The sequence below is a fragment of the Actinocorallia libanotica genome, assembly GCF_039525175.1.
GTDB classification, from domain to species: Bacteria; Actinomycetota; Actinomycetes; order Streptosporangiales; family Streptosporangiaceae; genus Actinocorallia; species Actinocorallia libanotica.
In genome coordinates this window covers 109,539-132,635 of the sequence record NZ_BAAAHH010000008.1, presented here as the reverse complement: position 1 = coordinate 132,635, position 23,097 = coordinate 109,539, and the positions used below count along the sequence as shown (strand labels likewise).

The 23,097-nt window shown below is 70.9% G+C and carries 20 protein-coding genes; 12 read left to right on the top strand and 8 right to left on the bottom strand.

The annotated features are described in order from the left end of the window. The first annotated feature begins 2 nt into the window (after positions 1–2). A complete protein-coding gene (gene pruA, locus ABD140_RS12835) occupies positions 3–1,628 on the top strand; it encodes an L-glutamate gamma-semialdehyde dehydrogenase (RefSeq protein ID WP_344240247.1) in 1,626 nt (541 codons plus the stop codon). 34 nt (positions 1,629–1,662) lie between these two features. Here pruA and ABD140_RS12830 read toward each other — a convergent pair whose 3' ends face one another. Then, entirely contained in the window at positions 1,663–2,223 is a 561-nt protein-coding gene (locus ABD140_RS12830; protein ID WP_344240245.1) for a dihydrofolate reductase family protein, read from the bottom strand. Between the two features lie 187 nt (positions 2,224–2,410). On the opposite strand from ABD140_RS12830, the gene ABD140_RS12825 reads away from it, so the two are divergent. The 4 genes from ABD140_RS12825 to ABD140_RS12810 all read left to right on the top strand — a co-directional run bounded on the left by ABD140_RS12825 (position 2,411) and on the right by ABD140_RS12810 (position 8,087). Next, positions 2,411–2,902: a PPOX class F420-dependent oxidoreductase gene (locus ABD140_RS12825; protein WP_344240243.1), complete on the top strand. Its 492-nt coding sequence runs from the start codon at positions 2,411–2,413 to the stop codon at positions 2,900–2,902. A gap of 27 nt (positions 2,903–2,929) precedes the next feature. After that, on the top strand, positions 2,930–6,430 hold the full coding sequence (locus ABD140_RS12820) for an indolepyruvate ferredoxin oxidoreductase family protein (protein WP_344240241.1): 3,501 nt from the start codon (positions 2,930–2,932) through the stop codon (positions 6,428–6,430). A 12-nt stretch (positions 6,431–6,442) separates the two neighbouring features. Next, positions 6,443–7,354, top strand: a complete 912-nt coding sequence (locus ABD140_RS12815; RefSeq protein WP_344240239.1) for a hypothetical protein — start codon at positions 6,443–6,445, stop codon at positions 7,352–7,354. A 94-nt stretch (positions 7,355–7,448) separates the two neighbouring features. Beyond that, positions 7,449–8,087 (top strand): peroxiredoxin, encoded by a 639-nt coding sequence (locus ABD140_RS12810; RefSeq protein ID WP_344240237.1) that lies wholly within the window; start codon positions 7,449–7,451, stop codon positions 8,085–8,087. Positions 8,088–8,153: 66 nt separating this feature from the next. Here ABD140_RS12810 and ABD140_RS12805 read toward each other — a convergent pair whose 3' ends face one another. Next, the gene (locus ABD140_RS12805) at positions 8,154–8,321 is read right to left on the bottom strand and encodes a hypothetical protein (protein WP_344240235.1); all 168 of its coding nucleotides are present in this window, start codon (positions 8,319–8,321) and stop codon (positions 8,154–8,156) included. Between the two features lie 25 nt (positions 8,322–8,346). Here ABD140_RS12805 and ABD140_RS12800 point away from each other — a divergent pair, with 25 nt between their 5' ends. From ABD140_RS12800 to ABD140_RS12790, 3 genes are all read left to right on the top strand, one after another. Then, positions 8,347–8,571: a hypothetical protein gene (locus ABD140_RS12800; RefSeq protein WP_344240233.1), complete on the top strand. Its 225-nt coding sequence runs from the start codon at positions 8,347–8,349 to the stop codon at positions 8,569–8,571. 587 nt (positions 8,572–9,158) lie between these two features. Continuing rightward, positions 9,159–10,382 (top strand): IS200/IS605 family accessory protein TnpB-related protein, encoded by a 1,224-nt coding sequence (locus ABD140_RS12795; protein WP_344240231.1) that lies wholly within the window; start codon positions 9,159–9,161, stop codon positions 10,380–10,382. Positions 10,383–10,935: 553 nt separating this feature from the next. Beyond that, on the top strand, positions 10,936–11,262 hold the full coding sequence (locus ABD140_RS12790; protein WP_344240229.1) for a hypothetical protein: 327 nt from the start codon (positions 10,936–10,938) through the stop codon (positions 11,260–11,262). Between the two features lie 107 nt (positions 11,263–11,369). Here the strand turns inward: ABD140_RS12790 and ABD140_RS12785 are convergent, their stop codons facing one another. From ABD140_RS12785 to ABD140_RS12775, 3 genes are all read right to left on the bottom strand, one after another. Next, positions 11,370–13,025 (bottom strand): amidohydrolase family protein, encoded by a 1,656-nt coding sequence (locus ABD140_RS12785; RefSeq protein WP_344240227.1) that lies wholly within the window; start codon positions 13,023–13,025, stop codon positions 11,370–11,372. 75 nt (positions 13,026–13,100) lie between these two features. Further along, on the bottom strand, positions 13,101–14,504 hold the full coding sequence (locus tag ABD140_RS12780; protein ID WP_344240225.1) for a DEAD/DEAH box helicase: 1,404 nt from the start codon (positions 14,502–14,504) through the stop codon (positions 13,101–13,103). Positions 14,505–14,630: 126 nt separating this feature from the next. Continuing rightward, positions 14,631–14,834, bottom strand: coding sequence for a cold-shock protein (locus tag ABD140_RS12775; protein WP_344240223.1), 204 nt, complete (start codon positions 14,832–14,834; stop codon positions 14,631–14,633). 279 nt (positions 14,835–15,113) lie between these two features. Here ABD140_RS12775 and ABD140_RS12770 point away from each other — a divergent pair, with 279 nt between their 5' ends. The 4 genes from ABD140_RS12770 (at position 15,114) to ABD140_RS12755 (ending at position 20,605) form a co-directional block, all read left to right on the top strand. After that, entirely contained in the window at positions 15,114–16,058 is a 945-nt protein-coding gene (locus ABD140_RS12770) for an ADP-ribosylation family protein (RefSeq protein WP_344240221.1), read from the top strand. A 179-nt stretch (positions 16,059–16,237) separates the two neighbouring features. Further along, entirely contained in the window at positions 16,238–16,399 is a 162-nt protein-coding gene (locus tag ABD140_RS12765; protein ID WP_344240219.1) for a hypothetical protein, read from the top strand. Between the two features lie 177 nt (positions 16,400–16,576). Further along, positions 16,577–18,364, top strand: coding sequence for an HSP90 family protein (locus tag ABD140_RS12760; protein ID WP_344240217.1), 1,788 nt, complete (start codon positions 16,577–16,579; stop codon positions 18,362–18,364). A 3-nt stretch (positions 18,365–18,367) separates the two neighbouring features. Then, complete coding sequence (locus ABD140_RS12755) at positions 18,368–20,605, top strand: hypothetical protein (RefSeq protein ID WP_344240215.1); 2,238 nt, start codon at positions 18,368–18,370, stop codon at positions 20,603–20,605. Between the two features lie 73 nt (positions 20,606–20,678). Here the strand turns inward: ABD140_RS12755 and ABD140_RS12750 are convergent, their stop codons facing one another. The 3 genes from ABD140_RS12750 to ABD140_RS12740 form a co-directional block, all read right to left on the bottom strand. Continuing rightward, a complete protein-coding gene (locus ABD140_RS12750; protein ID WP_344240213.1) occupies positions 20,679–21,836 on the bottom strand; it encodes a hypothetical protein in 1,158 nt (385 codons plus the stop codon). Positions 21,837–21,917: 81 nt separating this feature from the next. Then, complete coding sequence (locus ABD140_RS12745) at positions 21,918–22,580, bottom strand: glyoxalase (RefSeq protein ID WP_425544110.1); 663 nt, start codon at positions 22,578–22,580, stop codon at positions 21,918–21,920. Positions 22,581–22,671: 91 nt separating this feature from the next. Beyond that, the gene (locus tag ABD140_RS12740) at positions 22,672–23,082 is read right to left on the bottom strand and encodes a VOC family protein (protein WP_344240209.1); all 411 of its coding nucleotides are present in this window, start codon (positions 23,080–23,082) and stop codon (positions 22,672–22,674) included. Positions 23,083–23,097 lie beyond the last annotated feature (15 nt).

Sequence of the window (23,097 nt, the reverse complement as noted above, 5' to 3'; positions counted from 1 at the left end):
CCATGGACGCCATCACCCACGTGCCCGCGCCCGTCAACGAGCCCGTGCACTCCTACGCGCCCGGCAGCCCCGAGCGGACCCGCCTGGAAGGCGAACTCGCGAAGCTCTCGGCGGGCGGCGTGGAACTGACCTGCACGATCGGCGGGGAGCGCCGGATGGCGGGCGGCGAACGCATCCCGGTCGTGCAGCCCCACCGGCACGCCGAGGTCCTGGGCGTCACCGCCAACGCCGACCACGCCGACGCGCGCGCCGCGGTCGAGGCGGCCCGCGCGGCCGCCCCCGGCTGGCGCGAGCTGGGCTTCGACGACCGCGCGGCGGTGCTGCTGCGCGCCGCCGACCTGCTGACCGGCCCGTGGCGGGAGACGATCGCCGCCGCGACCATGCTCGGCCAGTCCAAGACCGCCCAGCAGGCCGAGATCGACGCCCCCTGCGAACTCGCCGACTTCTGGCGCTTCAACGCGCACTACGCCCGGCAGATCCTCGCCGAGCAGCCGGAGTCCTCCCCCGGGGTGTGGAACCGCGCCGACCACCGCCCGCTGGAGGGCTTCGTCTACGCGGTCACCCCGTTCAACTTCACCGCGATCGCCGCGAACCTGCCGACCGCGCCCGCCCTGATGGGCAACACCGTGGTGTGGAAGCCCTCCCCGACCCAGCAGCTCGCCGCGCACCTCACGATGGCGCTGCTGGAGGAGGCGGGCCTGCCGCCCGGCGTCATCAACATGGTCACCGGCGACGGCCTCGCCGTCTCCGACGTGGCGCTGAGCTCCCCGGACCTGGCGGGCGTCCACTTCACCGGCTCCACCGCGACGTTCCAGCACCTGTGGCGCGCCGTCGGCGAGAACCTCCCGGCGTACCGCTCCTACCCCCGCCTGGTGGGCGAGACCGGCGGCAAGGACTTCATCGTCGCGCACCCGTCGGCGGACCCGGCGGCGCTCGTCACGGCGATGGTCCGCGGCGCGTTCGAGTACCAGGGCCAGAAGTGCTCGGCCGCCTCCCGCGCCTACGTCCCGCGCTCGGTCTGGAGCCGGATCGAGGACGAGCTCGCCGCCGCCGTCGACGGCCTGGCCATGGGCGACGTGCGCGACCTGCGCAACTTCATGGGCGCGGTGATCGACGCCCGCTCCTTCGCCAGGCTCAAGGGCGTCCTGGACCGCGCCGCCGCCGACCCGGCCGTCCGCGTCCTGGCGGGCGGCTCCTACGACGACGCCGAGGGCTACTTCGTCCGCCCGACCGTCCTGCTCTGCGACGACCCCGGCCACGACCTGTTCCGCACCGAGTTCTTCGGCCCCGTCCTGGCCGTCCACGTCTACGAGGACGGCGACTACGAGGCGATGCTCGCCCAGATGGAATCCGCCAGCCCCTACGCGCTGACCGGCTCGATCATCGCCCGCGACCGCGCCGCCATCGCGCACGCCACCCGCGCGCTGCGGTTCGCCGCCGGCAACTTCTACATCAACGACAAGCCCACCGGCGCCGTCGTCGGCCAGCAGCCCTTCGGCGGCGGCCGCGCCTCCGGCACCAACGACAAGGCCGGCTCCGCCCAGAACCTCCTGCGCTGGACCTCCACCCGCACCATCAAGGAGACCTTCGTCCCCCCGACCGGCCACCGCTACCCCCACATGGGCTGACCCGCCGCCGGGCGGCGGCGGGTCCCTGCGGGCCTCAGGACGTCCTCCGGTGCCGGAGCAGGACGACCTGGGAGTCGAACGTCCGCGACTCGACGAGCTCCAGGCCGGCCCGCCGCCCCCGCGGCGCGAAGGCGGGCTTGCCGCCGCCCAGGAGCACCGGGTGGACGAACACCCGGTACTCGTCGATCACACCGTGCTCGGTGAGGTGCGAGGCGAGCTCGGAGCCGCCGAACAGCAGCAGCGTGGTGCCGGACTCCTTGAGCGCCGTCAGCTCCTCGACGACGTTCTCGCCGATCACCCGGGTGTTCCAGTCGGCCTTCTCCAGCGTGCGGGAGACGACGATCTTCGGCGCCTCCCGCCAGATCGGCGCGAACGCCAGGTCGTGCTCGTCCTGGGAGTGCCGCTCGGCCTCCGGCCAGTAGTTCGCCATCATCTCCCACACGACCCGCCCGTACAGGAACGTCTTGCCGCCCCTGCTCAGCTCCTGCGAGTAGGCGGACAGCTCCGGGCCCATCAGCGGCCAGTCGAACTCGCCGTTCGGCCCCTCGATGAAGCCGTCCAGGGACTGGTGCACGAAGTGGATCAGCTCGCCCATGGTGGTGGGTCCTCCCTCTCGGCCGCGCCCTCGCGGCGCGCTCTCGTCCGGTGGTCGGAACCGTCCCCGCCTTCTCGACATCCATCGGCGGCGGCCTTCGGTTTTTTTTCCATGATTGTCTACAACAAAACAATCTGCTAGCTTTCCTTCTGTCACGGAACGAACCGAGAGAAGGAGGCCGATCCCGATGGCCGAGCCCACCACCGCGTCCCCGCAGAAGGCGGATCCCGCTCCGCGCGCCCTCACCGAGGAGGAGGCGGCGCGCCTGATCGGCGCCCAGCGGTTCGGCGCGCTGGCGACCGTGAAACGCAGCGGTCACCCGCACCTGTCCACCGTCCTCTACCACTGGGATCCCGCCGAGCGGATCATCCGGGTCTCCACCACCGAGGACCGGCTCAAGACCCGCCACGTCCGCAACGACCCGCGGCTGGCCCTGCACGTGAGCGGGCCTGACGTCTGGTCGTTCGCCGTCGCCGAAGGAGAGGCGGAGGTGTCGGAGCCGACGGCCGAGCCGGGGGACGCGATCGGCCGGGAGCTGCTGTCCCTCACCCCCGGCTTCGACGACCCCGCGCAGGAGGCCGCCTTCCTCGCCCAGGCCGTGGCGGAGCGGCGCGTCGTGATCAGGCTGCGGGTGTCGCGCCTGTACGGCACCGCTCTCGACTTCCCCGGCGGGAACTGACACCGTCGGCCTTCGAAGATTACTGTCGTGGTCGCAGCTCCCGTCCCTTCCCCGAAGGAGGCCGCGACCGTGACAGCCGCCGCCGATCGTCCCGTGCGACTGGAAGACCGCTACGAGATGCTCGACGGGGAGGTGCATCTGTCGGGGTTGCAGGCACTGGTGCGGATCCCGTTCGACCAGGTGCGCCTGGACCGCCGGCGGGGGCTGAGGACGGCGGTCTTCGTCTCCGGGTACGAGGGGTCGCCGCTGGGAGGCTACGACCTGGAGCTGAACCGGCGGAGGAAGCTGCTCGACGCGCATGACGTCGTGTTCCGCCCGGCGGTCAACGAGGAGCTCGCGGCCGACGCGGTGATGGGGTCGCAGCTCGTCCCGGCGTTCGAGGACCGGCTGCACGACGGGGTCGTGGGCGTCTGGTACGGCAAGGCGCCGGGGCTCGACCGTGCCACCGACGCGCTGCGGCACGCGGTCCTCGGCGGCGCGTCGCCGAGCGGAGGGGCGCTCGCGCTGGTGGGCGACGACTCGGTCGCGAAGTCCTCGACGGTGCCGAGCGGGTCCGAGAGCGCGATGGCGGGGATCGGCATGGCCGTGCTCTCGCCCGCCGACCCGCAGGACATCCTGGACCTGGGGCTGCACGGGATCGCGCTGTCCCGGTTCAGCGGGCTGTGGGCGGGGTTGAAGCTCGCCACGAACGTCGTGGACGGCACGGGCACCACGGCCGTCCGCGGCGACCAGGTGACACCGGTGTACCCGGACCGGGAGATCGACGGGCGGCCGTTCGTCCACGAGGTCTCGGCGAACTTCCTCCAGCCGAACCTGGCCGTGCTGGAGAACAGCCTGGTCACGTCGCGGGTCGAGCTGGCCCGCCGGTACGCCTACGCCAACGGGCTCAACAGGATCGAAGGCGACCCCGAGGCGAAGGTCGGGATCGTCGTCGCCGGGGGCGCGTACCTCGACGTGCACCAGGCGTTGAAGACGCTCGGCGTCTCCCGGGAGGGCCTCGCCTCCTCGGGCATCCGGATCCTCAAACTCGGAATGATCTCTCCGCTGGAGCCTCGGATCGTGGCGGAGTTCGCCTCCGGGCTCGCGGAGATCATCGTCGTCGAGGAGAAGCGGGCGTTCGTCGAACTGGCGCTCAAGGACCTCCTCTACGGCCGGCCGGGCGCCCCTCTGGTCTCCGGAAAGCGGACGCCCTCCGGCGAACCCCTGCTCCGCGCGGACGCCGACCTGCCGCCGCACCTCATCGCCGAAGCACTCGCGTCCCGGCTGCGCGCCCACCTCGGCGGGTTCGACGCGGCGCGGGACGGACGGCCACGGCCGCTGCTGCCCGTGGTGGCGCGGACGCCCTACTTCTGCTCCGGCTGCCCGCACAACCGCTCCACCGCCGTGCCCGCGGGTTCGCTGGTCGGAGCCGGGATCGGCTGCCACACCCTGGCCACGCTGATGCCCGAGGAACGCGTCGGCGAGATCATCGGGCTCTGCCAGATGGGCGGCGAGGGCGCGCCCTGGATCGGGATCGCGCCGTTCATCGAGCGCGGGCACCTCATCCAGAACCTCGGGGACGGCACGTTCCACCACTCCGGCAGCCTCGCGGTCCGCGCCTCCGTCGCGGCGGGCTCGCACATCACCTACAAGCTCCTCTACAACGACGCCGTCGCCATGACGGGCGGGCAGCGGGCCGTCGGCCGGATGGCGGTCCCGCAGGTCGTGCGGGCCCTGCTCGCCGAAGGCGTGGCCCGGGTCGTGATCACCACGGAGGATCCCGGGCGGTACCGGAAGGTGCGGCTCCCCCGCGGCGTCGAGGTGCGGCACCGGGACCGGCTGCTCCAGACCCAGGAGGAGCTGGCCGCCGTCGCGGGCGTCACCGTGCTGATCCACGACCAGGAGTGCGCCACCGAGCTCCGCCGCAAGCGCAAGCGCGGCCGGGCCGCGGCACCCGAGCGGCGCGTCTTCGTCAACGAGCGGGTGTGCGAGGGCTGCGGCGACTGCGGGACGGCGTCGAACTGCCTCTCGGTACGGCCCGTGGACACCGAGTTCGGCCGCAAGACCCGGATCCACCAGGCCTCCTGCAACAAGGACTTCTCCTGCCTGGACGGGGACTGCCCGTCGTTCGTCACCGTCCGCCCGGGCAGGAGGAAGGAGCGCGCCGCGGCGCCGTTCACCGGCTCCGGCCTGCCCGAACCGGTCCTCAAGGTCGACGCCGCGGACTTCGCCATGCGCCTCACCGGGATCGGCGGGACGGGCGTCGTGACGACCGCGCAGATCATCTCGACCGCCGCGACGATGGCGGGCCTGCACGTGCGGGGCCTGGACCAGCTGGGCCTGGCGCAGAAGGGCGGCGCGGTCGTCTCCGACATCAGGCTGTCGGCCTCCCCGTTCCTGGGCGCCAACAAGATCGGGCCGGGCGAATGCGACCTCTACCTGGGCTGCGACCTGCTGGTGGCCGCGAGCGAGGCGAATCTCGCCGTCACCTCGCCCGAACGGACCATCGCGGTCGTCTCCACCTCCCGGGTGCCGACGGGCGCGATGGTGACCGACGTCCGGACGTCCTTCCCCGACGTGGACGAGATCGCCGGCGGCATCCGCGCGCTGACCCGCCGGGACGACGGGGTCTTCGCCGACGCGGGCTCCGTCGTCCGGGGGCTGTTCGACGACGACCAGTACGCCAACGTCTTCCTCGTCGGCGTGGCGGTGCAGGCCGGGGCGCTGCCGGTGCCGGTGGGCAAGCTGGAGGAGGCGATCGGGCTCAACGGGGTGGCCGTCGAGCGCAACCTCGACGCCTTCCGCCGCGGCCGCCAGTTCGTCGCCGATCCGGAAGGGCTCCGGGCCGCGCTGCCCTCCCGCGTGGAGGAGCACCCCGTCCCCGCCGAACGGGTCGCGGAGATCGCCGCTTCGGTGCGTTCGGGAGCGGACGCCGAGCTCACCGGCATCGTCACCCGGCGGGTCGCCGAACTCATCGCCTACCAGGACGAGAAGTACGCGGAGCGGTACGCCGCGTTCCTGGAGGAGGTGCGCGCCCGGGAGGCCGAGGTCTGCGGCGCGGCCGGAGCCGTCACGCACGCCGTGGCGCGTCATCTCTACAAGCTCATGGCGTACAAGGACGAGTACGAAGTCGCCCGCCTCTCCCTCGATCCGTCGTTCGAGCGGGCCGTCCGGGAGCAGTTCGGGGAAGGCGCCCGCTACTCCTACCAGCTCCATCCGCCCGTGCTGCGCGCTCTCGGCTGGGACAGGAAGATCAGCCTCGGACCCTGGTTCAAGCCCGCCTTCCGGGCCCTCTACGGCCTGCGGCGGCTGCGCGGGACTCCGCTGGACCCCTTCGGCCGCGCCAAGGTGCGGGTTCTGGAGCGGGAGCTCATCGCGGAGTACGTCGAGGCGGTCGCCACGGCCCTGCAGGCCCTGACACCGGAGAACCGGGCGCTCGTGGCCGAGCTGGCCGGGCTGCCCGATCAGGTGCGCGGCTACGAGGAGCTGAAAGTGACCAACGTCTCCCTTTACCGCACCGCCCTCGCCAAGCACCTCCAAGCCCTGTAAGGATCCGAGACCATGACCCTCCCCCTCTCCAGCCCGGACGCCGTCGTCCTCGGCACGAACACGATGGCCGCCACCGCGGAGTTCCTGCAGCGGCTCGGCTTCACCGAGGTCGACGAGACCGTGCTCTCCGCGTCCGCCGCGCAGGCGCTGTACGGGCTCGACGGCGCGGCCGAGCAGCGCACCTACGCCGTGCGCGACGCGTCCGGCGAGGCTCTCCCCGGCCGGATCCGCCTGGTGCACACCGACGAGGAGCCCCTGGAGTACAGCGCGTACCGCACCGGCGGCCACGCCGTCGACATCTACTGCCGCAACCAGGAGGAAGGCGCCCGGCTGGCCCGGGAGGGCGGCGCGGAGGTCGGCGAGACCGCCGTCTTCAAGACCGCCTTCATCACCCTGTCCGGCACGTTCTGCCGCATCCCCGGCGGCGGCCCCGTGGTCCTGCTGGGCGCCGAGCGCCGCCTGCCCAGCGTCCTGGACGACGACCTGGCCCGGCTGTGCTCCCAGGTCCACAGCCTCATCTGGATCGTCCCCGACCTCGACCCGGCCCTGGAGTTCTTCGCCGCCGCCGGCCTGCCCGAGACCCGCCGCAACGTCTTCGGCCCCGACCCCGACGTGGCGGGCCTGATGGCGCTCCCCGAACCCGCCCCCTTCACCATGGCCCTGCTCGCCGACTCCGCCCTGACCCCGTCCCGCCTGGAGCTCCTGGCCTTCGACACCCCCGACGTCCCCCTCGTCCGGGACCCGGGCCGCCCCCTCCGGCCGGGCCAGATGCTGCTGTCGTTCTCCGTCGACTCCCTGGCCGACGCCCAGGCCCTCCTCGCCGCGCACGGCGCCTCGTTCGGGGAGGTCGCCGCCGCCGGTCCGGACCAGGCCGTCACCGCTCACGCCCCGGGGGACGTCTGGCTCGAACTCCGCTCCCGCTGACCGGGCGGACGCGGCGGAGATGCCACTATGGGACCAGGACGCCCGGCCGGTCTCGGCCGGGCTCCTCGTCGGTTACCTATCCGGAAGGACCTCCATGGCCACGCTGCGCCTCGGCGACGAAGCCCCCGACTTCACCGCCGCCACCACTGACGGCACGCTCAGCTTCCACGAGTGGAAGGGCGACAGCTGGGCGGTGCTGTTCTCCCACCCGAAGGACTTCACCCCGGTGTGCACCACCGAGCTCGGCCGGGTCGCCGGTCTGAAGCCGGAGTTCGACAAGCGGAACGTCAAGGCCATCGGCGTCTCCGTCGACCCGCTGGAAGACCACCACGCGTGGGCCGGCGACATCGAGGACGTGACCGGCAACGCCCTGAACTTCCCGCTGATCGCCGACTCCGACCGCAAGATCGCCGATCTGTACGACATGATCCACCCGAACGCCAACGACACCCTCACCGTGCGCTCGGTCTTCATCATCGGCCCGGACAACAAGGTCAAGCTGACCCTGACCTACCCGGCCTCCACCGGCCGCAACTTCGACGAGATCCTGCGCGTCATCGACTCCCTGCAGCTGACCGCGCAGTACACCGTCGCCACCCCGGCCGACTGGAAGGACGGCGACAACGTCATCGTCGCCCCCGCCCTGTCCGACGACGAGGCCAAGCAGCGCTTCCCCAAGGGCTTCGAGACCAAGAAGTCCTACCTCCGCGTCACCCCGCAGCCCAACAAGTGACTTCGCGGCCCGTGAGCCGGTCCGCCCCGCCGACCGGCTCACGGGCCCTCTTCTCCGCGCGTCCCGTCAACGGCGGGAGCGCCGGGGCGGCGTGATGCGCACGCGCCGCTCCCCGGCGGCGTTCTCGAGGTTGTCGAGCTGGGCGAGGACCGTCCGGCGCAGGTCGTCGTAGTCGCCGAACGCGTGGTCCTGGAACAGGGTGTAACCCGTCCACGGTGGGAGCGACCTAGGCATCGACCTGCTGATCGAAGATCGAGCCGTGGCGGATCCCGAGGTCGTGCCCGTCCGGGAGCTGACCTACCAGGCGCTCAAGCCCAAGCCGCCGCACAAGTGGAAGGTCGTCGTCTTCGGCCAGAACCCCTATCCGCGTCCCGAGAGCGCCACCGGCATCGCCATGTTCGACAACACCTTCCAAGACTGGAAAAACAGCCAGTTCGGCAGGGTTCGGAGCTGTTGCCGGTTGAGTGTTCATGAGTGTCGTTAAGGCGTCTCTGGTCGCTCGTGGTCTTGCCCGTGGGCCCCGCGGTGTGTGTTGTGTCCGCTCTCTTGTCGGCGGGCTGCCGGTCGTCGGTCCGCGCGGACATGCGAGGGGGAGAAGGGCCGTCGGGTTTCCCGTCCGCGTCCCCTGCCCCAGGAGTAGGTTGTGTCATGGTTACACCCGGTGACTACAGGCGGGCGGAGGGGGCCGGTGTGTCGACGATCACCGCTGCCGTCCGGTCTGCGGAACGGCCGGGCGGGACCGGGTCCGGGGCAGGCGGGTCACTGCGGTCCTTGGCCCCGCCGTTCGTGGTCACTCAGAGCCAGGGCGTGTCGATCCGTACCCGTCTTAAGGGCCTCACCGCCCGGGACGAGAACGTGCTGCGGCGGGTGGGTGCGCATCTGGGTGCGTTGGCGGGTCGGGATCTGGCCGCCCGTTGCGCTGATGGCCTGGCCCACTCGTCCGGGCGGTGGGCCGAGCGTAAACGGAATCTGACGGGTGGGTCGTCGTCGCGGTGGGCGGGGTCGATCACCAAGACCAGCCATGATCAGTGGGCCCTGTCCCGGCGTTCCCAGGCTGCTCACCTGAAGAGCTTGAACGCGGCCATCGGCGTGATCGGCCACCGCTTGTCCCTGCCGGTGGGTGCCAAGGGCGGCCGGGGTGTTCCGGGCGGGTACCGTTCCCGGGCCGAGTGGTTCGCCAAGTCCCGCCGCCTGACCGCGCTCAAGGAACGACGAGAGAAGGCCGCTGCGGATTTCGCTGCCGGGCGGGTGCGGGTGGTGCGCGGCGGCGGCAGGCTCGCCCGCACCCGCCACCACCTGTCCGAAGCGGGTCTCACCCTGGAGCAGTGGCGGGGCCGGTGGGAGGCGGCCCGCTGGTTCTTGTCGGCCGATGGGGAGTCGGGCAAGCGGTACGGCAACGAGACCATCCGCATCACCCCCTGCGGGCACATCAGCATCAAACTCCCCGCGCCCCTGGCCGCTCTGGCCAACGCACCGCACGGCCGGTACGTCCTGGCCGCAAGGGCGTCCTTCGCCCATCGTGGCTCAGAGTGGGCTGATCGGGTAGAAGCCGATCGGGCGACGGCCTACCGCCTGCACCTGGATGCCGGGCGGGGCCGTTGGTATGTGGACGCGGCCTGGCAGCGCCCGCCCGTGCAGATCCTGTCATTGGAGATCGCCTGCGCGTCCGGGGTGGTGGCGGTGGACACCAACGCCGACCACCTGGCCGCTTGGCGCCTGGACACCTGCGGCAACCCCGTAGGCGCGCCGAAGCGCTTCGACTATGACCTGACCGGCACCGCAGCGCGCCGGGACGCGCAGTTGCGGCACGCCCTGACCCGGCTGCTGCACTGGACCGCTCGCACCGGGGCGAAGGCGATCGCGGTGGAGGACCTGGACTTCACCGACTCCACCACCCGCGAAAAACACGGCCGCAACCGGCGCTTCCGCCAGGTCATCTCCGGCATCCCCACCAGCCGCCTGAAGGCACGCCTGGTGTCGATGGCCGCCGAGCACGGCATCGCCCTGGTGGCGGTGGATCCGGCCTACACCAGCCGGTGGGGCGCCCAGCACTGGCAGCAGCCCACCAGCACCACTCGACGCAAGACCAGTCGGCACGAGGCCGCGAGCATCGTGATCGGCAGACGCGCCCTGGGCCTGGGTGCCCGGCGACGGACGGCACCGCCCCCACACCACCAGAGCGATGGTGCGGGGCATCGGACCATCCAGGCCCGGCACTGCGGTCCGGGGCGTGAGGGAACCCGCCCCACCCGAACGGCCCCACGGACGCGATCCGTGCGGCCGCCGGATGAGTGAAAGCAGGGGACCAGCCTGTCCAGGACCGTTCGGGACAGGCGCACCGGTCAGGGGGCACTCCTGAACAGTGTTGAGGAACGGTGGTGTCCATCCGCTGCATCATCAAGGCGGCGGCGATATGGAGGCGCACAAGCTCTACCTGGAGCGCCTGGCGAGCGTCAAGGACGAGGGCCTGGTCCCGCCTTCACCGGCGAGGAGGAGTTCATCCTCCCGCCCGGCACCCAGCTCGAGGTCACCGACGTGAAGGCCGAGCGCGGCGGCCTCTACACCGTCAGCCTCACCGAACTCGACGAGCAGACCCTGGTCAGCTGACCGGCTCCGGAACCCGGCCGTCCCGCCCTTCCTTTCCGGAGGATCTACTTTTCTCCGGGAGGACAACGGCGGGTCGACCATCCTTGGGACAAGGGAGCGGCTTCCCCCATTTCTTGACCGACCGCAGAGCGTCCGGGGATTTCCCTGGTACCCGGTGGCTCCGGATGTCCGCCTAGCCTCGGTACCGAAACGAACGAAAAGGCAGAAGTCCTCAGTCGCACCCTCACTCTGGAGAATCGACATGATCAGGAAAACGCTCGGCGTCGCAGCCCTCGGCGTGGCCCTGCTCGGCGCTCCCGCGGTGGCGACCTCGGCCTCGGCGGAAGCCGCCACCGGCGTCTCCGCCTCGACCCAGGCCCAAGCCCAGGACTGCCGGTGGTGGTACCAGGACTGCAAGTGGTGGAAGCACCACAACAACTGGAACCACCACTACAAGTGGAAGCACCACTACAACTGGAACCACCACAACAAGTGGAACCACCACAACAACTGGAACAACCACGGCAACTGGAACCACCACAACAACTGGAACAACCACCACAACAACTGGGGTTACTCCCGGTACTGAGCGGACCGCCCCGTGAAGCCCCTGGCGGGAGGCGGGTGGAGACCACCCCTCCCACCAGGGGCCTTCCCCCGTCCTGACGGCCGGCGCCGCCCGACCGGCGCCGGGCGTCAGCCCCGGGCCCGCTCCCACATGCGGATGTAGGCCTCCGCGCCCCGCGCCATGTCGGTGATGATCTCGTCGCCGCCGACCGTGTGGACGTCGGCGAGCCAGTCGGGGATCAGGCCGTAGTTGGCGACGCCCTCGGTGTTGACGTTCCAGGTGCGTTCGCCGGTCCGCTGGCGGTCCAGGCGGACGTCCGGGTCGAAGGGCGAGGTGAACGGGTAGCGCACGGGGTTCGCCTCGTTGCCGCCGCGCGGGCCGGGGAGCGGCCCCATCCCGTTGGCGTCCAGGCCGAAGCCGAAGCCGAAGAGGCGGCCGGGGACGCTCGCCTTCCGCGCCTGGCGCCAGGACCCGACGAACCCGTCGGCGGCGGACGCGTAGGCGGTGGCCATCCCGCCCAGCCGGTAGAGGCGCTGGAGGAAGTTCCGGTCGGTCCAGCTGTGGCTGGAGACCACTCCCGGGTAGTCCGCCTGCTCCAGGATCGACAGCGTGCGGTCGGCGGCCTCGACGCTCATGTGGTCGACCTCGACGAGCATCCCGCGCTTGATCATGCCCTTGACCGCGTACGCGCCGAGGTCGCTGAGCCCGTTGACGTTGCAGTGCGGGGGCGCGGGGTAGACGGGCAGCGTGAGGCCGAGCGGCCGCAGATGCGCCAGCGGCCCCGCGAGCACGGAGGTGATCTCGTTCGACGGGGCGATCGTGTTGTCGTGCTCGGGCCGCCGGCAGGTGTCGGCCTGCCAGAAGCGGTTGCTGCCCAGGAAGTTGCCCATGTTGACGGCGAGGCCCGTGGTGTCGGGGTCGAAGCGGACCCCGCACAGCGCGTTGTCGAACTTGTGGCACAGGAACATGGAGCCGACGCCGAGCCGCCGCATCTCGTCCAGGCCGTCGTCGATCTGCTTCTCGGTGCACTGCGCCCGGCCGCGGACCTGCCTGCATCCGAACGGCTCGGAGGTCTCCACGCCCAGCACCACCGCGAGCTTCCCCTGCTCGATGACGCGGCGCGCCTCGTCCGGGCCGCGCACCACCCGGAACCAGCCCCGGCCGGGGCCGCCGCTCTGCGCGTCGATGTGGTCCTGGAGTTCGTAGGTGCGCTGCGCCTGGAGCCGGATCGAGCCCATCTCGTCGCAGGGGTACTTCTTCAGCGGGTACACCTCGCACAGCGTCCGGTTGGACACCAGGTGGTTGACCAGCAGCCGCTGCCCCGCGCGCCAGGACCGCTCGATCCACGTGTGGTAGGCCTGCTGGTGGGTCCGCGAGCCGCGGTGCGGCCAGTCCGCGAACGTCGGCCAGCCCGCGGTGTCGTGCTTCCCGAACGGGTTCCCCTTGCTGACGAGGTTCTCGAACCAGGCCGTCGACCCGTCCTTCCCGTGGTCGGAGCAGTCCTTCAGCGCCTCCTGGATCCCGCGCGGGTCGAACACGCTCCCGCACATCACCCGGCCGCCGAACCCCTCGTACGACATCAGGTGGCTGTGCAGGTCGGCGTAACCGCGCACCTGCCCGTCGGGCGTCGTCCCCTGGAAGGGCTCTCCGACGACTTCGACCGCGTCCTCCGGTGGGGAGGGCGCCGCTCGGGTGGGCGAGGCCCCGTGGACCAGCCCCCCGAGGACGATCATGGTGGTCAGGGCGGTGAGGACGGCGCGGACGGCGAGACGCGGACGAGGCATGGCAGGCACCTCCAAAAGGCGAATATTTTTCGCACTTCTAGCTGAGTACCACGCCGCGCCTCGTCCGTGAAGGCCCTAGCGGGACGCGGCCGCGCGCTGCGGACGGCCGCGGCGGGGCCTGCCCGCACCGGAGCGGCGGCGGTCGCCCTGCTCCGCACGGGACTGGGCGGGCACGGCCGGGGGTGCGATGACCACCGGGACGCCGGAAGGCCTCCGGGCGCCGGTGATGCGGGTGAGGAGCTCCTCGCCCGCGGCGACGCGCGCCTCGTGCGGGGTGATGCCGGCGGCGCGCATCAGCTGGTCCACCTCGCGGCGCTGGTCGGCCCGGACCAGGGTGACGACCGTGCCGGACTCCCCGGCGCGCGCCGTGCGGCCGCCGCGGTGCAGGTAGTCCTTGTGGTCGGTCGGCGGGTCGATGTTGACGACCATGTCGAGGCCGTCGATGTGGATGCCGCGGGCCGCCACGTCGGTGGCGACCAGCACGTCGACCTGGCCGGCGCGGAACTGCTCCAGCGTGCGGTTGCGCTGCGGCTGGGACTTGCCGCCGTGCAGGGCCGCGGCGCGGACGCCGTTGGACAGCAGCTTCCTGGTCAGGCGGTCGGCGGCGTGCTTCATGCCGACGAACATGATGGTGCGGCCGTCGCGGGCGGCGATGTGCAGGACGGCGTCCAGCTTCCCGGCGTCCGAGACGTGCAGGAGGTGGTGCTCCATCGTGGTGACCGCGCCGGCCGACGGGTCGACCGAGTGGGAGACCGGGTCGTCGAGGAAGCGCCGCACCAGCCGGTCGACGTTGCGGTCCAGGGTCGCCGAGAACAGCATGCGCTGCCCGCCGGGCTCGACCTGGTCGAGCAGCCGGGTCACCTGCGGCAGGAAGCCCATGTCGGCCATCTGGTCGGCCTCGTCCAGCACCGTGACGCCGACCGCGTCGAGCCGTACGGCGCCGCGGTCGATCAGGTCGGCGAGCCGCCCGGGCGTGGCGATGACGACCTCGCGGCCCCGCTGGATCGAGGACGCCTGCCGGCCGATGGACATGCCGCCCACGACCGTGGTGAGGCGGACCCGCACGGCGTCGGCGTACGGGGTGAGCGCGTCGGTGACCTGCTGGGCGAGCTCGCGGGTCGGCACCAGCACCAGGGCCAGCGGCCTGCCGGGTTCGGCGCGCTTCCCGGCGATCCGGGAGAGCAGCGCGAGCCCGAAGGCGAGCGTCTTGCCCGAGCCGGTGCGGCCGCGGCCGAGCACGTCGCGGCCGGCGAGCGCGTTGGGGAGCGTCGCGGCCTGGATCGGGAACGGCGTGGACAGGCCCTGCGCGGCGAGGGCCGCCAGCAGCGGGGCCGGCATGTCCATCGCGGCGAAGTCCTCGACCGGCGGAAGCGCGGGCACGGTGTTGGCCGGCATCGCGAACTCCTCGTGCCGGACGGCGGACGCGGGTCGGCGTGCGGTGCTGGAGCGGCGCGGTCCGCGCCGGGGCGTACGGGTCATGGATGGGGCCTTCCTCGATGCGGCACGTATCGAGGAGACGAATCCAAGTACGAACCAGGTGTGGAGCAGACAGCCCACGGGGGCCCGAATCACTGAGAATCCGGGCCCCCGTGGGAGGTGAAGCACTTAGGCGGGAATGATGTTCTCCGCCTGCGGGCCCTTCTGGCCCTGCGTGACGTCGAAGGAGACCTTCTGGCCCTCCTGCAGCTCACGGTAGCCCTGGGCGGCGATGTTCGAGTAGTGGGCGAAGACGTCGGCGCCGCCGCCGTCCTGCTCGATGAAGCCGAAACCCTTTTCCGAGTTGAACCACTTCACGGTGCCAGTAGCCATGATGAAACTCCTTTTGAGGCATTCGCGAAGTTCGCACCTTACGAACTCCCAGCTGCCGAAATGACCCCGCCAGGTAGAACCTGTCAAACAAAAATGCGCCACCGCGGCCAGATGCCTGCGGGGCGCATAGAAAGTCTATGGGAACCACAACTACAACCGCTACCGACTGTATCCGCTGGCCCCACGAAAAGCAACCGGACCGGCGAAACCCCTTCCCAGCAGGGGTTCTTCGGGTTCGAGGCAGCCGGTCATGTCCTACCGCCCCACTACCCTGCCCCGATGGACGACAACGCACGACGACAAGCCGCGCTTTCGACGATGCACGAACGTTTTCCCGCCGTCGCGGAGAAGTTCCAGCAGGTCTACGGACTGCGGCTTCCGCGCCATCTCGCCGTCTTCCGCGCCCTGTGGGAGAGCGCCGACGCCGCCGAAAAAGAGGCGTTCGACCGGCTGGGCGTGAGCCCGTTCGGCATCACCGACTATTTCGGCGCCGACGGCCTGCGCCTGGTGGGCCGCAACGGGCTGGACGAACGCCTCCACGGCCGCTTCCGCTGCGACCCCCCTGAGTTCGTCACCGTGATGATGGGCGGCTCCGACGGCCTGCACTACGGCCTCTGGTACGACGACCCCGCCGAGCTCCCGTCGTTCATCGTCCACAACTACGCCCGCGACTCCGCGGAGACCTGGACCAGCCGCGCCCCGAGCCTGCTGGCCGAGCTGCGCAACCTGATCACCCGCGCGATCCAGGACTACGGCGACGACGGCGAGGAGGCACAGGCGCTCCAGCCGCTCGCCAAGGCCCTGGACTGGTTCATCCCGGAGGCGGTCCAGGCCGCGGAGATCGACGGCCGCCCGCGCTGGGCTTCCGCCCCCCACCCCTCCGGCGCCCCCTCGATCCTCCCCGCCCTCCCCCCGGGCAGCGGAGACCCGTGCCTGGCGCAGTCGAACGAGCGCCTGGCCGCCTACCGGAAGGGCACCCCGGAAGCCGACGCCTGGATCGCCCGCGCCGAACGGGAGCTCGCAGACGGCCGCCCCGCCCTGGCCCTGGCCGTAGGAGGCGAACTCCACTGGCTCGACCGCGACGCCTACCGCGCCGCGTCCCGCGACCTCCTCACGGCCGCCTACCGCCTCCTGGGCCGCGACGCCCTCGCCGAGATCGTCGAAGTCCACACCGCTCACCGCGACCTCTCCTCCACGGACGTCCTCACCCTCCCCGACCGCTGAGAACGGCGAACGAAACCTCACCTGAAACCGCCTTTTCCCGTCAACCGATAGGGCTGAAATTTCTGCAAAAGGCGATGGTTCTTGCGCATTTACCAACAACAGGACAATCGCATTATTTTGCTATACCCGATAGCGGACAAAAGCCCTATGGCAAGTCACATCCTCACAGGGAGGTAGGCATGATCAAGAAGACGCTCGGCGCAGCCACCCTCGGCGTGGCCCTGCTCGGTGTCCCCGCGATGGCGACCTCGGCGGAGGCCGCCACCACCACGAACGCCGCAGCGGCGGCTCCCAGCACCGTCTCGTGGTGGGACGACTGCGGCTGGTGGGGGTGGTGGTGATCCGGTAGCGACCGGTATCGCCATGACCGGCTACTGAGAACGCACACGAAGCCGGCCTGAGGTGACCGCTCCGGGGGGCACGGGATGCCCTCCGGAGCGGCCCTCGGGCCGGCGGTGTGCGGGCGTCCCGGTCGGAGTGCCCGCCGGGTGTCGGAGGCGTCTCCTACAGTGCCTCCCATGCAGCACACCTTTCATGTGGATCTGCGGGGAATCGTCGACCTGCTCAGTCGCCATCTCTACAGCAGCCCGCGGGTCTACCTGCGGGAACTGCTGCAGAACTCCGTCGATGCGATCACCGCCCGGCTCGCCGCCGACGCGACGGCGCCGACACGCATCCTCATCGAGCCGCGCGAGACGACCGGGGACGGGACGCTGCGCATCCACGACACGGGGATCGGGCTCACCGAGCCGCAGGTGCACGAACTGCTCGCCACCATCGGCAACTCCGCCAAGCGCGACGAGTTCGGTTTCGCCCGGCACGACTTCCTCGGCCAGTTCGGCATCGGCCTCCTCTCCTGCTTCCTCGTCGCCGACGAGATCGAGGTGATCACACGCTGCGGTGACGCCGAGACCGTCGTCTGGCGCGGCCACGCCGACGGCCACTACACGGTGGAGCACGGGCCGCGGCGGGAGGAGCCGGGCACCACGGTCGTCCTGCGGGCCCGCCGGGACTTCGACCACTGGCTCGGCGCCTCCACCGTCGTCGAACTGGTGCGGCACTACGGCGAACTGCTGCCCTACGACGTCCGGGTCGGCGGCGAACCCGTCACCGAGGGCGTCCTGCCCTGGCACGCCGAGCACCCGGACCCGCAGACCCGCCGGGAGGCGCTCCTGCGGTACGGCGAACGGCTGCTGGACACGCCGCCGTTCGACGTGATCGACCTCGAGGTGCCCGAGGCGGGCCTGAGCGGCGTGGCGTACGTGCTGCCGTACGAGGCCGGGCCCGGCGATCGGGCACGGCACCGCGTCTACCTCAAACGCATGCTCATGGGCGACCGGGTCGAGAAGGTCATGCCGGACTGGGCGTTCTTCACCCGCTGCGTGGTCAACGCCGACGAGCTGCGTCCCACCGCCAGCCGGGAGCAGCTCTACGAGGACGACCTGCTGGAGAGCACCCGGGAGGCGCTCGGCGCGCAGCTGCGCGCCTGGCTGGTGCGGCTCGCGTCGACGTCGCCCGAGCGGCTGGCCGCGTTCCTGCGCGTCCACCACCACGGCGTCATGGGCCTCGCCCTGCACGACGTGGAGATGCTGCGCGTCGTCGACGAATGGGTGGAGTTCGAGACGAGCGAGGGCTCCGTCTGCCTCGGCGAGTTCCGCCGGCGCCACCGCGTGATCCACTACACCTCGTCGGTCGAGGAGTTCCAGCAGCTCGCGGGCATCGCCGCCGCCCAGGGCATCGGCCTGGTCAACGGCGGTTACAGCTACCACGGCGACATCCTCCAGCGGCTGCACCGCCTCGACCCTGGCCTCGTCGTGCGGCGGCTCGACCCCGACGACCTGGCCACCCGGTTCGACGCCCTCGACTCCGCCGCCGAGCTCGCCGCCCGCGACTTCCTCGCCACCGCCCGCGAGACCCTGGACGAGCGGGACTGCAAGCCCGTCCTGCGCGCGTTCTCCCCCGCCTCCCTGCCGGTGCTGTACCTGGAGGGCAAGGACGCCAGGCTCGCCGCCGACCTGCGCACCGCCCGCGAGGAGGCCGACGGGATCTGGGGCGAGCTCCTGGAGGACAACATCGCCGAGGAGGACCTGCGGGCCCGCCCGCTGCTGGTGTTCAACCACCGCAACCCGCTCGTCGCCCGGCTGACGAGCACCCTCGACGCCAGGGTCGTCGCGCTGTCCGTCGAGGCCCTGTACGGCTACGCCCTCCTGACCGGGAACCGGGCGCTGCGCCCCGCGGAGGTGACCGCCGTGAACGGCGCGTTCCTCGGCCTCGTCGAACACGCCATCCACCGCGGAGGCAGATGACCGATGCTCGACAGGGACGAGATCCACACCAGGCTCAAGGCCGCGGAGAAGCTGGACCCCGAGGACGGAGGACCCGGCGGCGAGGCCTACGTGGAGGCGATGCGGAGCGTCCTCACCCACGCCGAGGCGCTCGGCGAACCGAACCTCCTCTTCCGCGCCCGGTTGTCGTTCGCCTGGGCGCTGCGCAGCAAGCCGCTGGAGAAGGGGAAGGCGGACTTCTTCGGCGAGGCGCTGCCCGTCCTCCGCAGGTGCCTGCTCATGTGGCACGCCGAACCGCACCTCTTCGACGCGCACAACGTCCGCGCCATGTGGAACCAGCTGTTCCTCGTCGTCGACGCCTACATCTGGCTCTATCCCGAACCGGTGCAGCGGCTCCACCGCTTCCTGGACGAGCTGGAGCGGTACTGCCCCCCGACCCGGCGGTCGACGCGCTACACCATCGACCACTACCGGATGAAGCTCGACGCGCGCCGGGGCGACCTCGACGCCGTGGAGCGCACCTGGCTGCGGCTCCGCGCTCAGGACGAGCCGGAGGAGCACCTCAACCTGGCGGGGAAGGCCGCGATCGAGTCCCGCATGTGGCAGCGCCTGGGCCGCGGCGACCGGGCCGTCGCGGCGGCGGCGCCCCTGGCGGCGGGCCGGTTCCCCACGAAGAAGGACCGGCGGGACGCGCTGGTCCTCCCGTATCTGAACGCGGGCCGCCTCGACGAGGCCGTGGCGGCGCACCAGCACACCTACACCGGTACGGACCTGAAGCTGGACGGGACCGCGATCCATCTGGAGTTCTGCGCCCGCACCGGCAACGAGGAGCGCGGACTCGACGTCCTGCACCGCAACCTCGACTACTTCGAGAACGAGGTCGCCACGGTCGAGTACCTGTGGACGGCCGCCGCGGCCGTCCTGCTGTGCCGTCGGATCATGGCGAAGGACCTCGACCGGGAGTGGGTCTGGGACTGCGCCTGCGACGACCCCGACTGCGACGCCACCCCCGTGTGGACCTACGCGATCTTCGCCTCCCGCCTGTACTGGGAGGTCGTGAACTTCGCGGAGGAGCTCGACGGCCTGAACGGCACCACTTTCCAGAGCGAGAAGATCAGGGAGCTGCTGCACGCCGAGCCCGTCACCGACGACCTTCCCCTGCCCCCGGACACCGCCCCGCCCCGGCAGCACGCGTGCCCCCCGCTCGCCCACCACCTGCCGAGCGCCATGGCCGACGACCCGCTCGGCACGCTCACCGAGGCCCGCGCGCTGGAACGTAACCGGAGGAGGATCGTACGGATCCAGCATGTGCTCCAGAACGCGATCGCCTCCGACGATCGGGAACTGCTCCCCGACGTCCGGCTCACGCTGCTGGAGGAGCTGACACCGCTGAACAGCACCTGGCGTTTCAAGCTCTTCAGCGCGCTCTCCGAATACCTCCGGCTGCACGACGCCCAGTCGTCACCGCTGGGAGCCGACGGCCTCGAAGCGGTGTGGCGGGCGGTCCCCATCGTCCTGGACCGCGTACTGACCCTCCCGACCGTGCATCCGGCGCAGATTCGCGGCCTGCTGCACAGGCTGGAGCCGCACTGCCGTCCGGACACCGACGACCTGCACCACCTCCGCTGGTTCGGCACGGAACTGGAAGTGCGGTGCGGAGACGTGGAAGCGGCCGCCTCGGCATGGTCGGCCTTCGATGCCCTCCCCGCCGGCGCTGCCTACGCCACCCGCGAGAACGTCCTGCGCCGCGCCCAGTGGTGGCTCGACCTGGGCCGCGACGACCCGGCGCTCGAAATCCTGGCCGACCACGAGCCCCTCCGGCTCCTCCCCTACCTCCGTGCCGGTCGTCTGGAGGAGGCGCGGGAGCTCCACGAACACACCTACCGAACGGCCCAGCACCCGATGGAGGTCGCAGCGCACCTGGAATTCTGCGCCCGCACCGACGAGTTGGAGCACGGCAAGGAGCTCATCCTCCGCAACCTCGATCTCTTCCACACGTCCCGGAACGACGAAGAGTGCTCCATCGACCGGCTGCGCGCCTACGGGTCGGCCATCCGGTTGGGCGAACGCATCGTCGCCTCCGGCCGTGACGAGCAGTGGACCTGGCCCGCGGACGACTGCTGCCCGCCTGAGGACGACTGGACCTACGCGAGGTTCACCGAATCCTGCCGCTCCGAAGGCGACTTCTTCCTCACCCGCTGGGACTGGCTCATCGGCGGCCACGCCACCCGCACCCGCGTCGCGGGCCTCCCCCGCCCCTGACGCCGACCGGCCCTTGCGGAGAGTCGCCCGATTCGTCTCCGCAAGGGCCGGAGTCATCTCCCGGCGGTGGGGGTCAGCGGTTGGTGACGGCCTTGTCGGCGCCGTTCCACTCGTTCTCGCCGAAACCGTAGAGACGGTCGCTCCCGGGAAGGTGGGTGAGCCTGTAGTCGGCCTCGGCGGCGCCGACGGACTCCCAGGCACCGTCCTTGAAACGGACGACCTGGCCCTTGTGCTGGAGGTAACCGCCGGTCGGGAGGGTGGAGACCAGCCGGCTGATGCGGTTGACGCCCCAGATCCGGCCCGCGTCGTCGACGACCACCTGTTGCGTCGTGTCGGCCATCAGCGGGTAGCGGGTCCACTCGGAGCCGTCCCAGTGCAGCAGACCGCCCTCGCCTTCGCGGATCTTCAGGCTCACCCACTGCCCGTCGGAGTCGGTGAGGCCGTTGACGGTCGAGAAGGTCGCGCCGTCGAAGGGCGCGGGGTAGGCGGTCGTCTGCCAGGACGAGCCGTCCCAGGTCCGCAGACCGCTCGTGGTGGCCGTCCACGCGCCGTCGGCGGTGAAGCGCACCCGCTGCCCGGTGATGCCGTCCGGCCTGGGAATCTGCTGCCAGGACGAGCCGTCCCAGTGCCAGACCTCGTCACCGGCCGCGATCCAGGCGTTGTCCGGACCGAACGACTCCAGCCGCTCGATGTTCCTGGTGAGCGTCGCGACCGTCGTCCAGACCGTCCCGTCCCAGCGGGAGATGCGTCCGCCCTCCGTGAGCCACATACCGGCGCTGTCGGAGACGAGTTCGCGGTGCTCGGTCTCGATCGGCGGCTGCGGCACCGGCCTCTTCGACCAGACCCCGAGCGGGCTGGAGCTGGCCAGATAGGTGAACCCGGTGAGGAAGTAATCGCTGCTGCGGTAGAACCCGGCGACCCAGACCTCATCCCCGCTCTGCGCGGTCACGTCGGTGAGACGGCCGTTGGGGGGAAGGTCCGGCGGCGCGTGCCTCTTCCAGGAGAGGCCGCCGGTCCACTGGAAGATCCCGGGCACCACCCCCTTCGTGATGTCGTAGTCCGTCCCTACATGCCAGACTTCCGCGGCCCCCACCGCGTCGAAGTCCTCGATTCCCTGGATCGGCAGAAAGGTCACCGGCCGCCAGGAATCACCGGGCGCGGCATAGGCGCTCGTCGGCAGCGCCACGACCACGGCCGCCGCCCCTGCCAGGAGAGAGATTCGCTTCCTCATGCACCTCACCCTCACCGAACCGTTCAGCCGGTTCATGGGACAAAGGCACGAAATTCTTCCCCGCCGCTGAGGGAAGTCTCTCTACATTCCCTTCCCGTCTGTACATTCGGCCGAGCCGAGCGCGGCCGGTGACGCGTCCTCCCAGGCGAACCCGTCCGGGTCGGTGCACGGCCCGGCGGAGCCGCCCAGCACGATCCGGTGCGACCCGGTGCCCTCGGGGGCGACACCGGCGTCCTTGGCGAGGGCGCGGCGCCGGTAGAGCGCCAGCTTGACGGGGCTCGACCCGGTGTCGAACTCGACGTACATGCGGCCGAAGCTCTTGGCCACGGTGAGGCCGCGCTCGACGTAGAACCGCTTGCTCGCGGCGATGTCCGCGACGCCCAGCAGCAGCACCGTCCCGTCGATCCGCCGGGTGGCCGGTCCGGTGTTCTTCTTCGCCGAGGTCGCGATCTTCCAGATCGTCCCGTCCGGTGCCCGCACGACCCCGCCATAGCCCCAGAACGACTTCGCGACCGGCTTCAGCACCGCGGCCCCGGCCTCCAAGGCGGTGCCGACGAGGCTGTCGACGTCGGCCGGCTGGGACACCGTGAGCGACATCGTGAACCCGCGGAATCCACTCGTGGGCGTCTCCGAAGCACGCAGACGCACCTGCTCGTCGAGGCCGAAAGCAGTGGAGTAGAAGTGCTGGGCGGCCGCGGTGTCGTCCACTTCGAGAGTGATGAATGCGATGTTCGTCATGCCCATCACGCTATTCACGACACCCCGACCGACGCTTCTCGATTCCTGACCGATAAGCGCGCGCCCCCACGAGTTTCATGGAAGGCCGATGGCCGGCTCAACGAACCTCTTGAATGCGCACCAGGTTCCCCGCGGGATCCCGAAAGGCACAGTCACGAACACCGTACGGCTGCTCGATCGGCTCCTGCACGACCTCCGCGTCACCGGCCTGCACCCTCTCGAAGATCCCGTCCAGGTCCCGCGTGGCCAGCAGAATCCACCCATAGGTGCCCTTGGCCATCATCTCCCCGATCACCTTGCGCTCGTCCTCGGTGACCCCGGGGTCGGCTCCCGGCGGCGCCAGGAGTAGGGACACCCCCGGCTGGCCGACGGGCCCGACCGTGATCCACCGCATCGCCCCCTGCCCGACGTCGCTGCGGACCTCGAACCCCAGCGCGTCGCGGTAGAAGGCCAGCGAAGCCTCCGGATCGACATGCGGCAGAGCCGCCGTATGAATGGTCACGTCCATGAAGATCATGCTAAG

Bases quoted from the DNA above. Each gene is read 5' to 3' on its own strand.
- ABD140_RS12775 (WP_344240223.1), bottom strand. From the start codon at position 14,834: ATGGCTACTGGCACCGTGAAGTGGTTCAACTCGGAAAAGGGTTTCGGC.
- ABD140_RS12760 (WP_344240217.1), top strand. From the start codon at position 16,577: ATGCAGCACACCTTTCATGTGGATCTGCGGGGAATCGTCGACCTGCTC.
- ABD140_RS12765 (WP_344240219.1), top strand. From the start codon at position 16,238: ATGATCAAGAAGACGCTCGGCGCAGCCACCCTCGGCGTGGCCCTGCTC.
- ABD140_RS12815 (WP_344240239.1), top strand. From the start codon at position 6,443: ATGACCCTCCCCCTCTCCAGCCCGGACGCCGTCGTCCTCGGCACGAAC.
- ABD140_RS12785 (WP_344240227.1), bottom strand. From the start codon at position 13,025: ATGCCTCGTCCGCGTCTCGCCGTCCGCGCCGTCCTCACCGCCCTGACC.
- ABD140_RS12745 (WP_425544110.1), bottom strand. From the start codon at position 22,580: ATGGGCATGACGAACATCGCATTCATCACTCTCGAAGTGGACGACACC.
- ABD140_RS12770 (WP_344240221.1), top strand. From the start codon at position 15,114: ATGGACGACAACGCACGACGACAAGCCGCGCTTTCGACGATGCACGAA.
- ABD140_RS12740 (WP_344240209.1), bottom strand. From the start codon at position 23,082: ATGGACGTGACCATTCATACGGCGGCTCTGCCGCATGTCGATCCGGAG.
- ABD140_RS12825 (WP_344240243.1), top strand. From the start codon at position 2,411: ATGGCCGAGCCCACCACCGCGTCCCCGCAGAAGGCGGATCCCGCTCCG.
- ABD140_RS12830 (WP_344240245.1), bottom strand. From the start codon at position 2,223: ATGGGCGAGCTGATCCACTTCGTGCACCAGTCCCTGGACGGCTTCATC.
- ABD140_RS12755 (WP_344240215.1), top strand. From the start codon at position 18,368: ATGCTCGACAGGGACGAGATCCACACCAGGCTCAAGGCCGCGGAGAAG.
- ABD140_RS12810 (WP_344240237.1), top strand. From the start codon at position 7,449: ATGGCCACGCTGCGCCTCGGCGACGAAGCCCCCGACTTCACCGCCGCC.
- ABD140_RS12750 (WP_344240213.1), bottom strand. From the start codon at position 21,836: ATGAGGAAGCGAATCTCTCTCCTGGCAGGGGCGGCGGCCGTGGTCGTG.
- ABD140_RS12780 (WP_344240225.1), bottom strand. From the start codon at position 14,504: ATGACCCGTACGCCCCGGCGCGGACCGCGCCGCTCCAGCACCGCACGC.
- ABD140_RS12805 (WP_344240235.1), bottom strand. From the start codon at position 8,321: ATGCCTAGGTCGCTCCCACCGTGGACGGGTTACACCCTGTTCCAGGAC.
- pruA (WP_344240247.1), top strand. From the start codon at position 3: ATGGACGCCATCACCCACGTGCCCGCGCCCGTCAACGAGCCCGTGCAC.
- ABD140_RS12790 (WP_344240229.1), top strand. From the start codon at position 10,936: ATGATCAGGAAAACGCTCGGCGTCGCAGCCCTCGGCGTGGCCCTGCTC.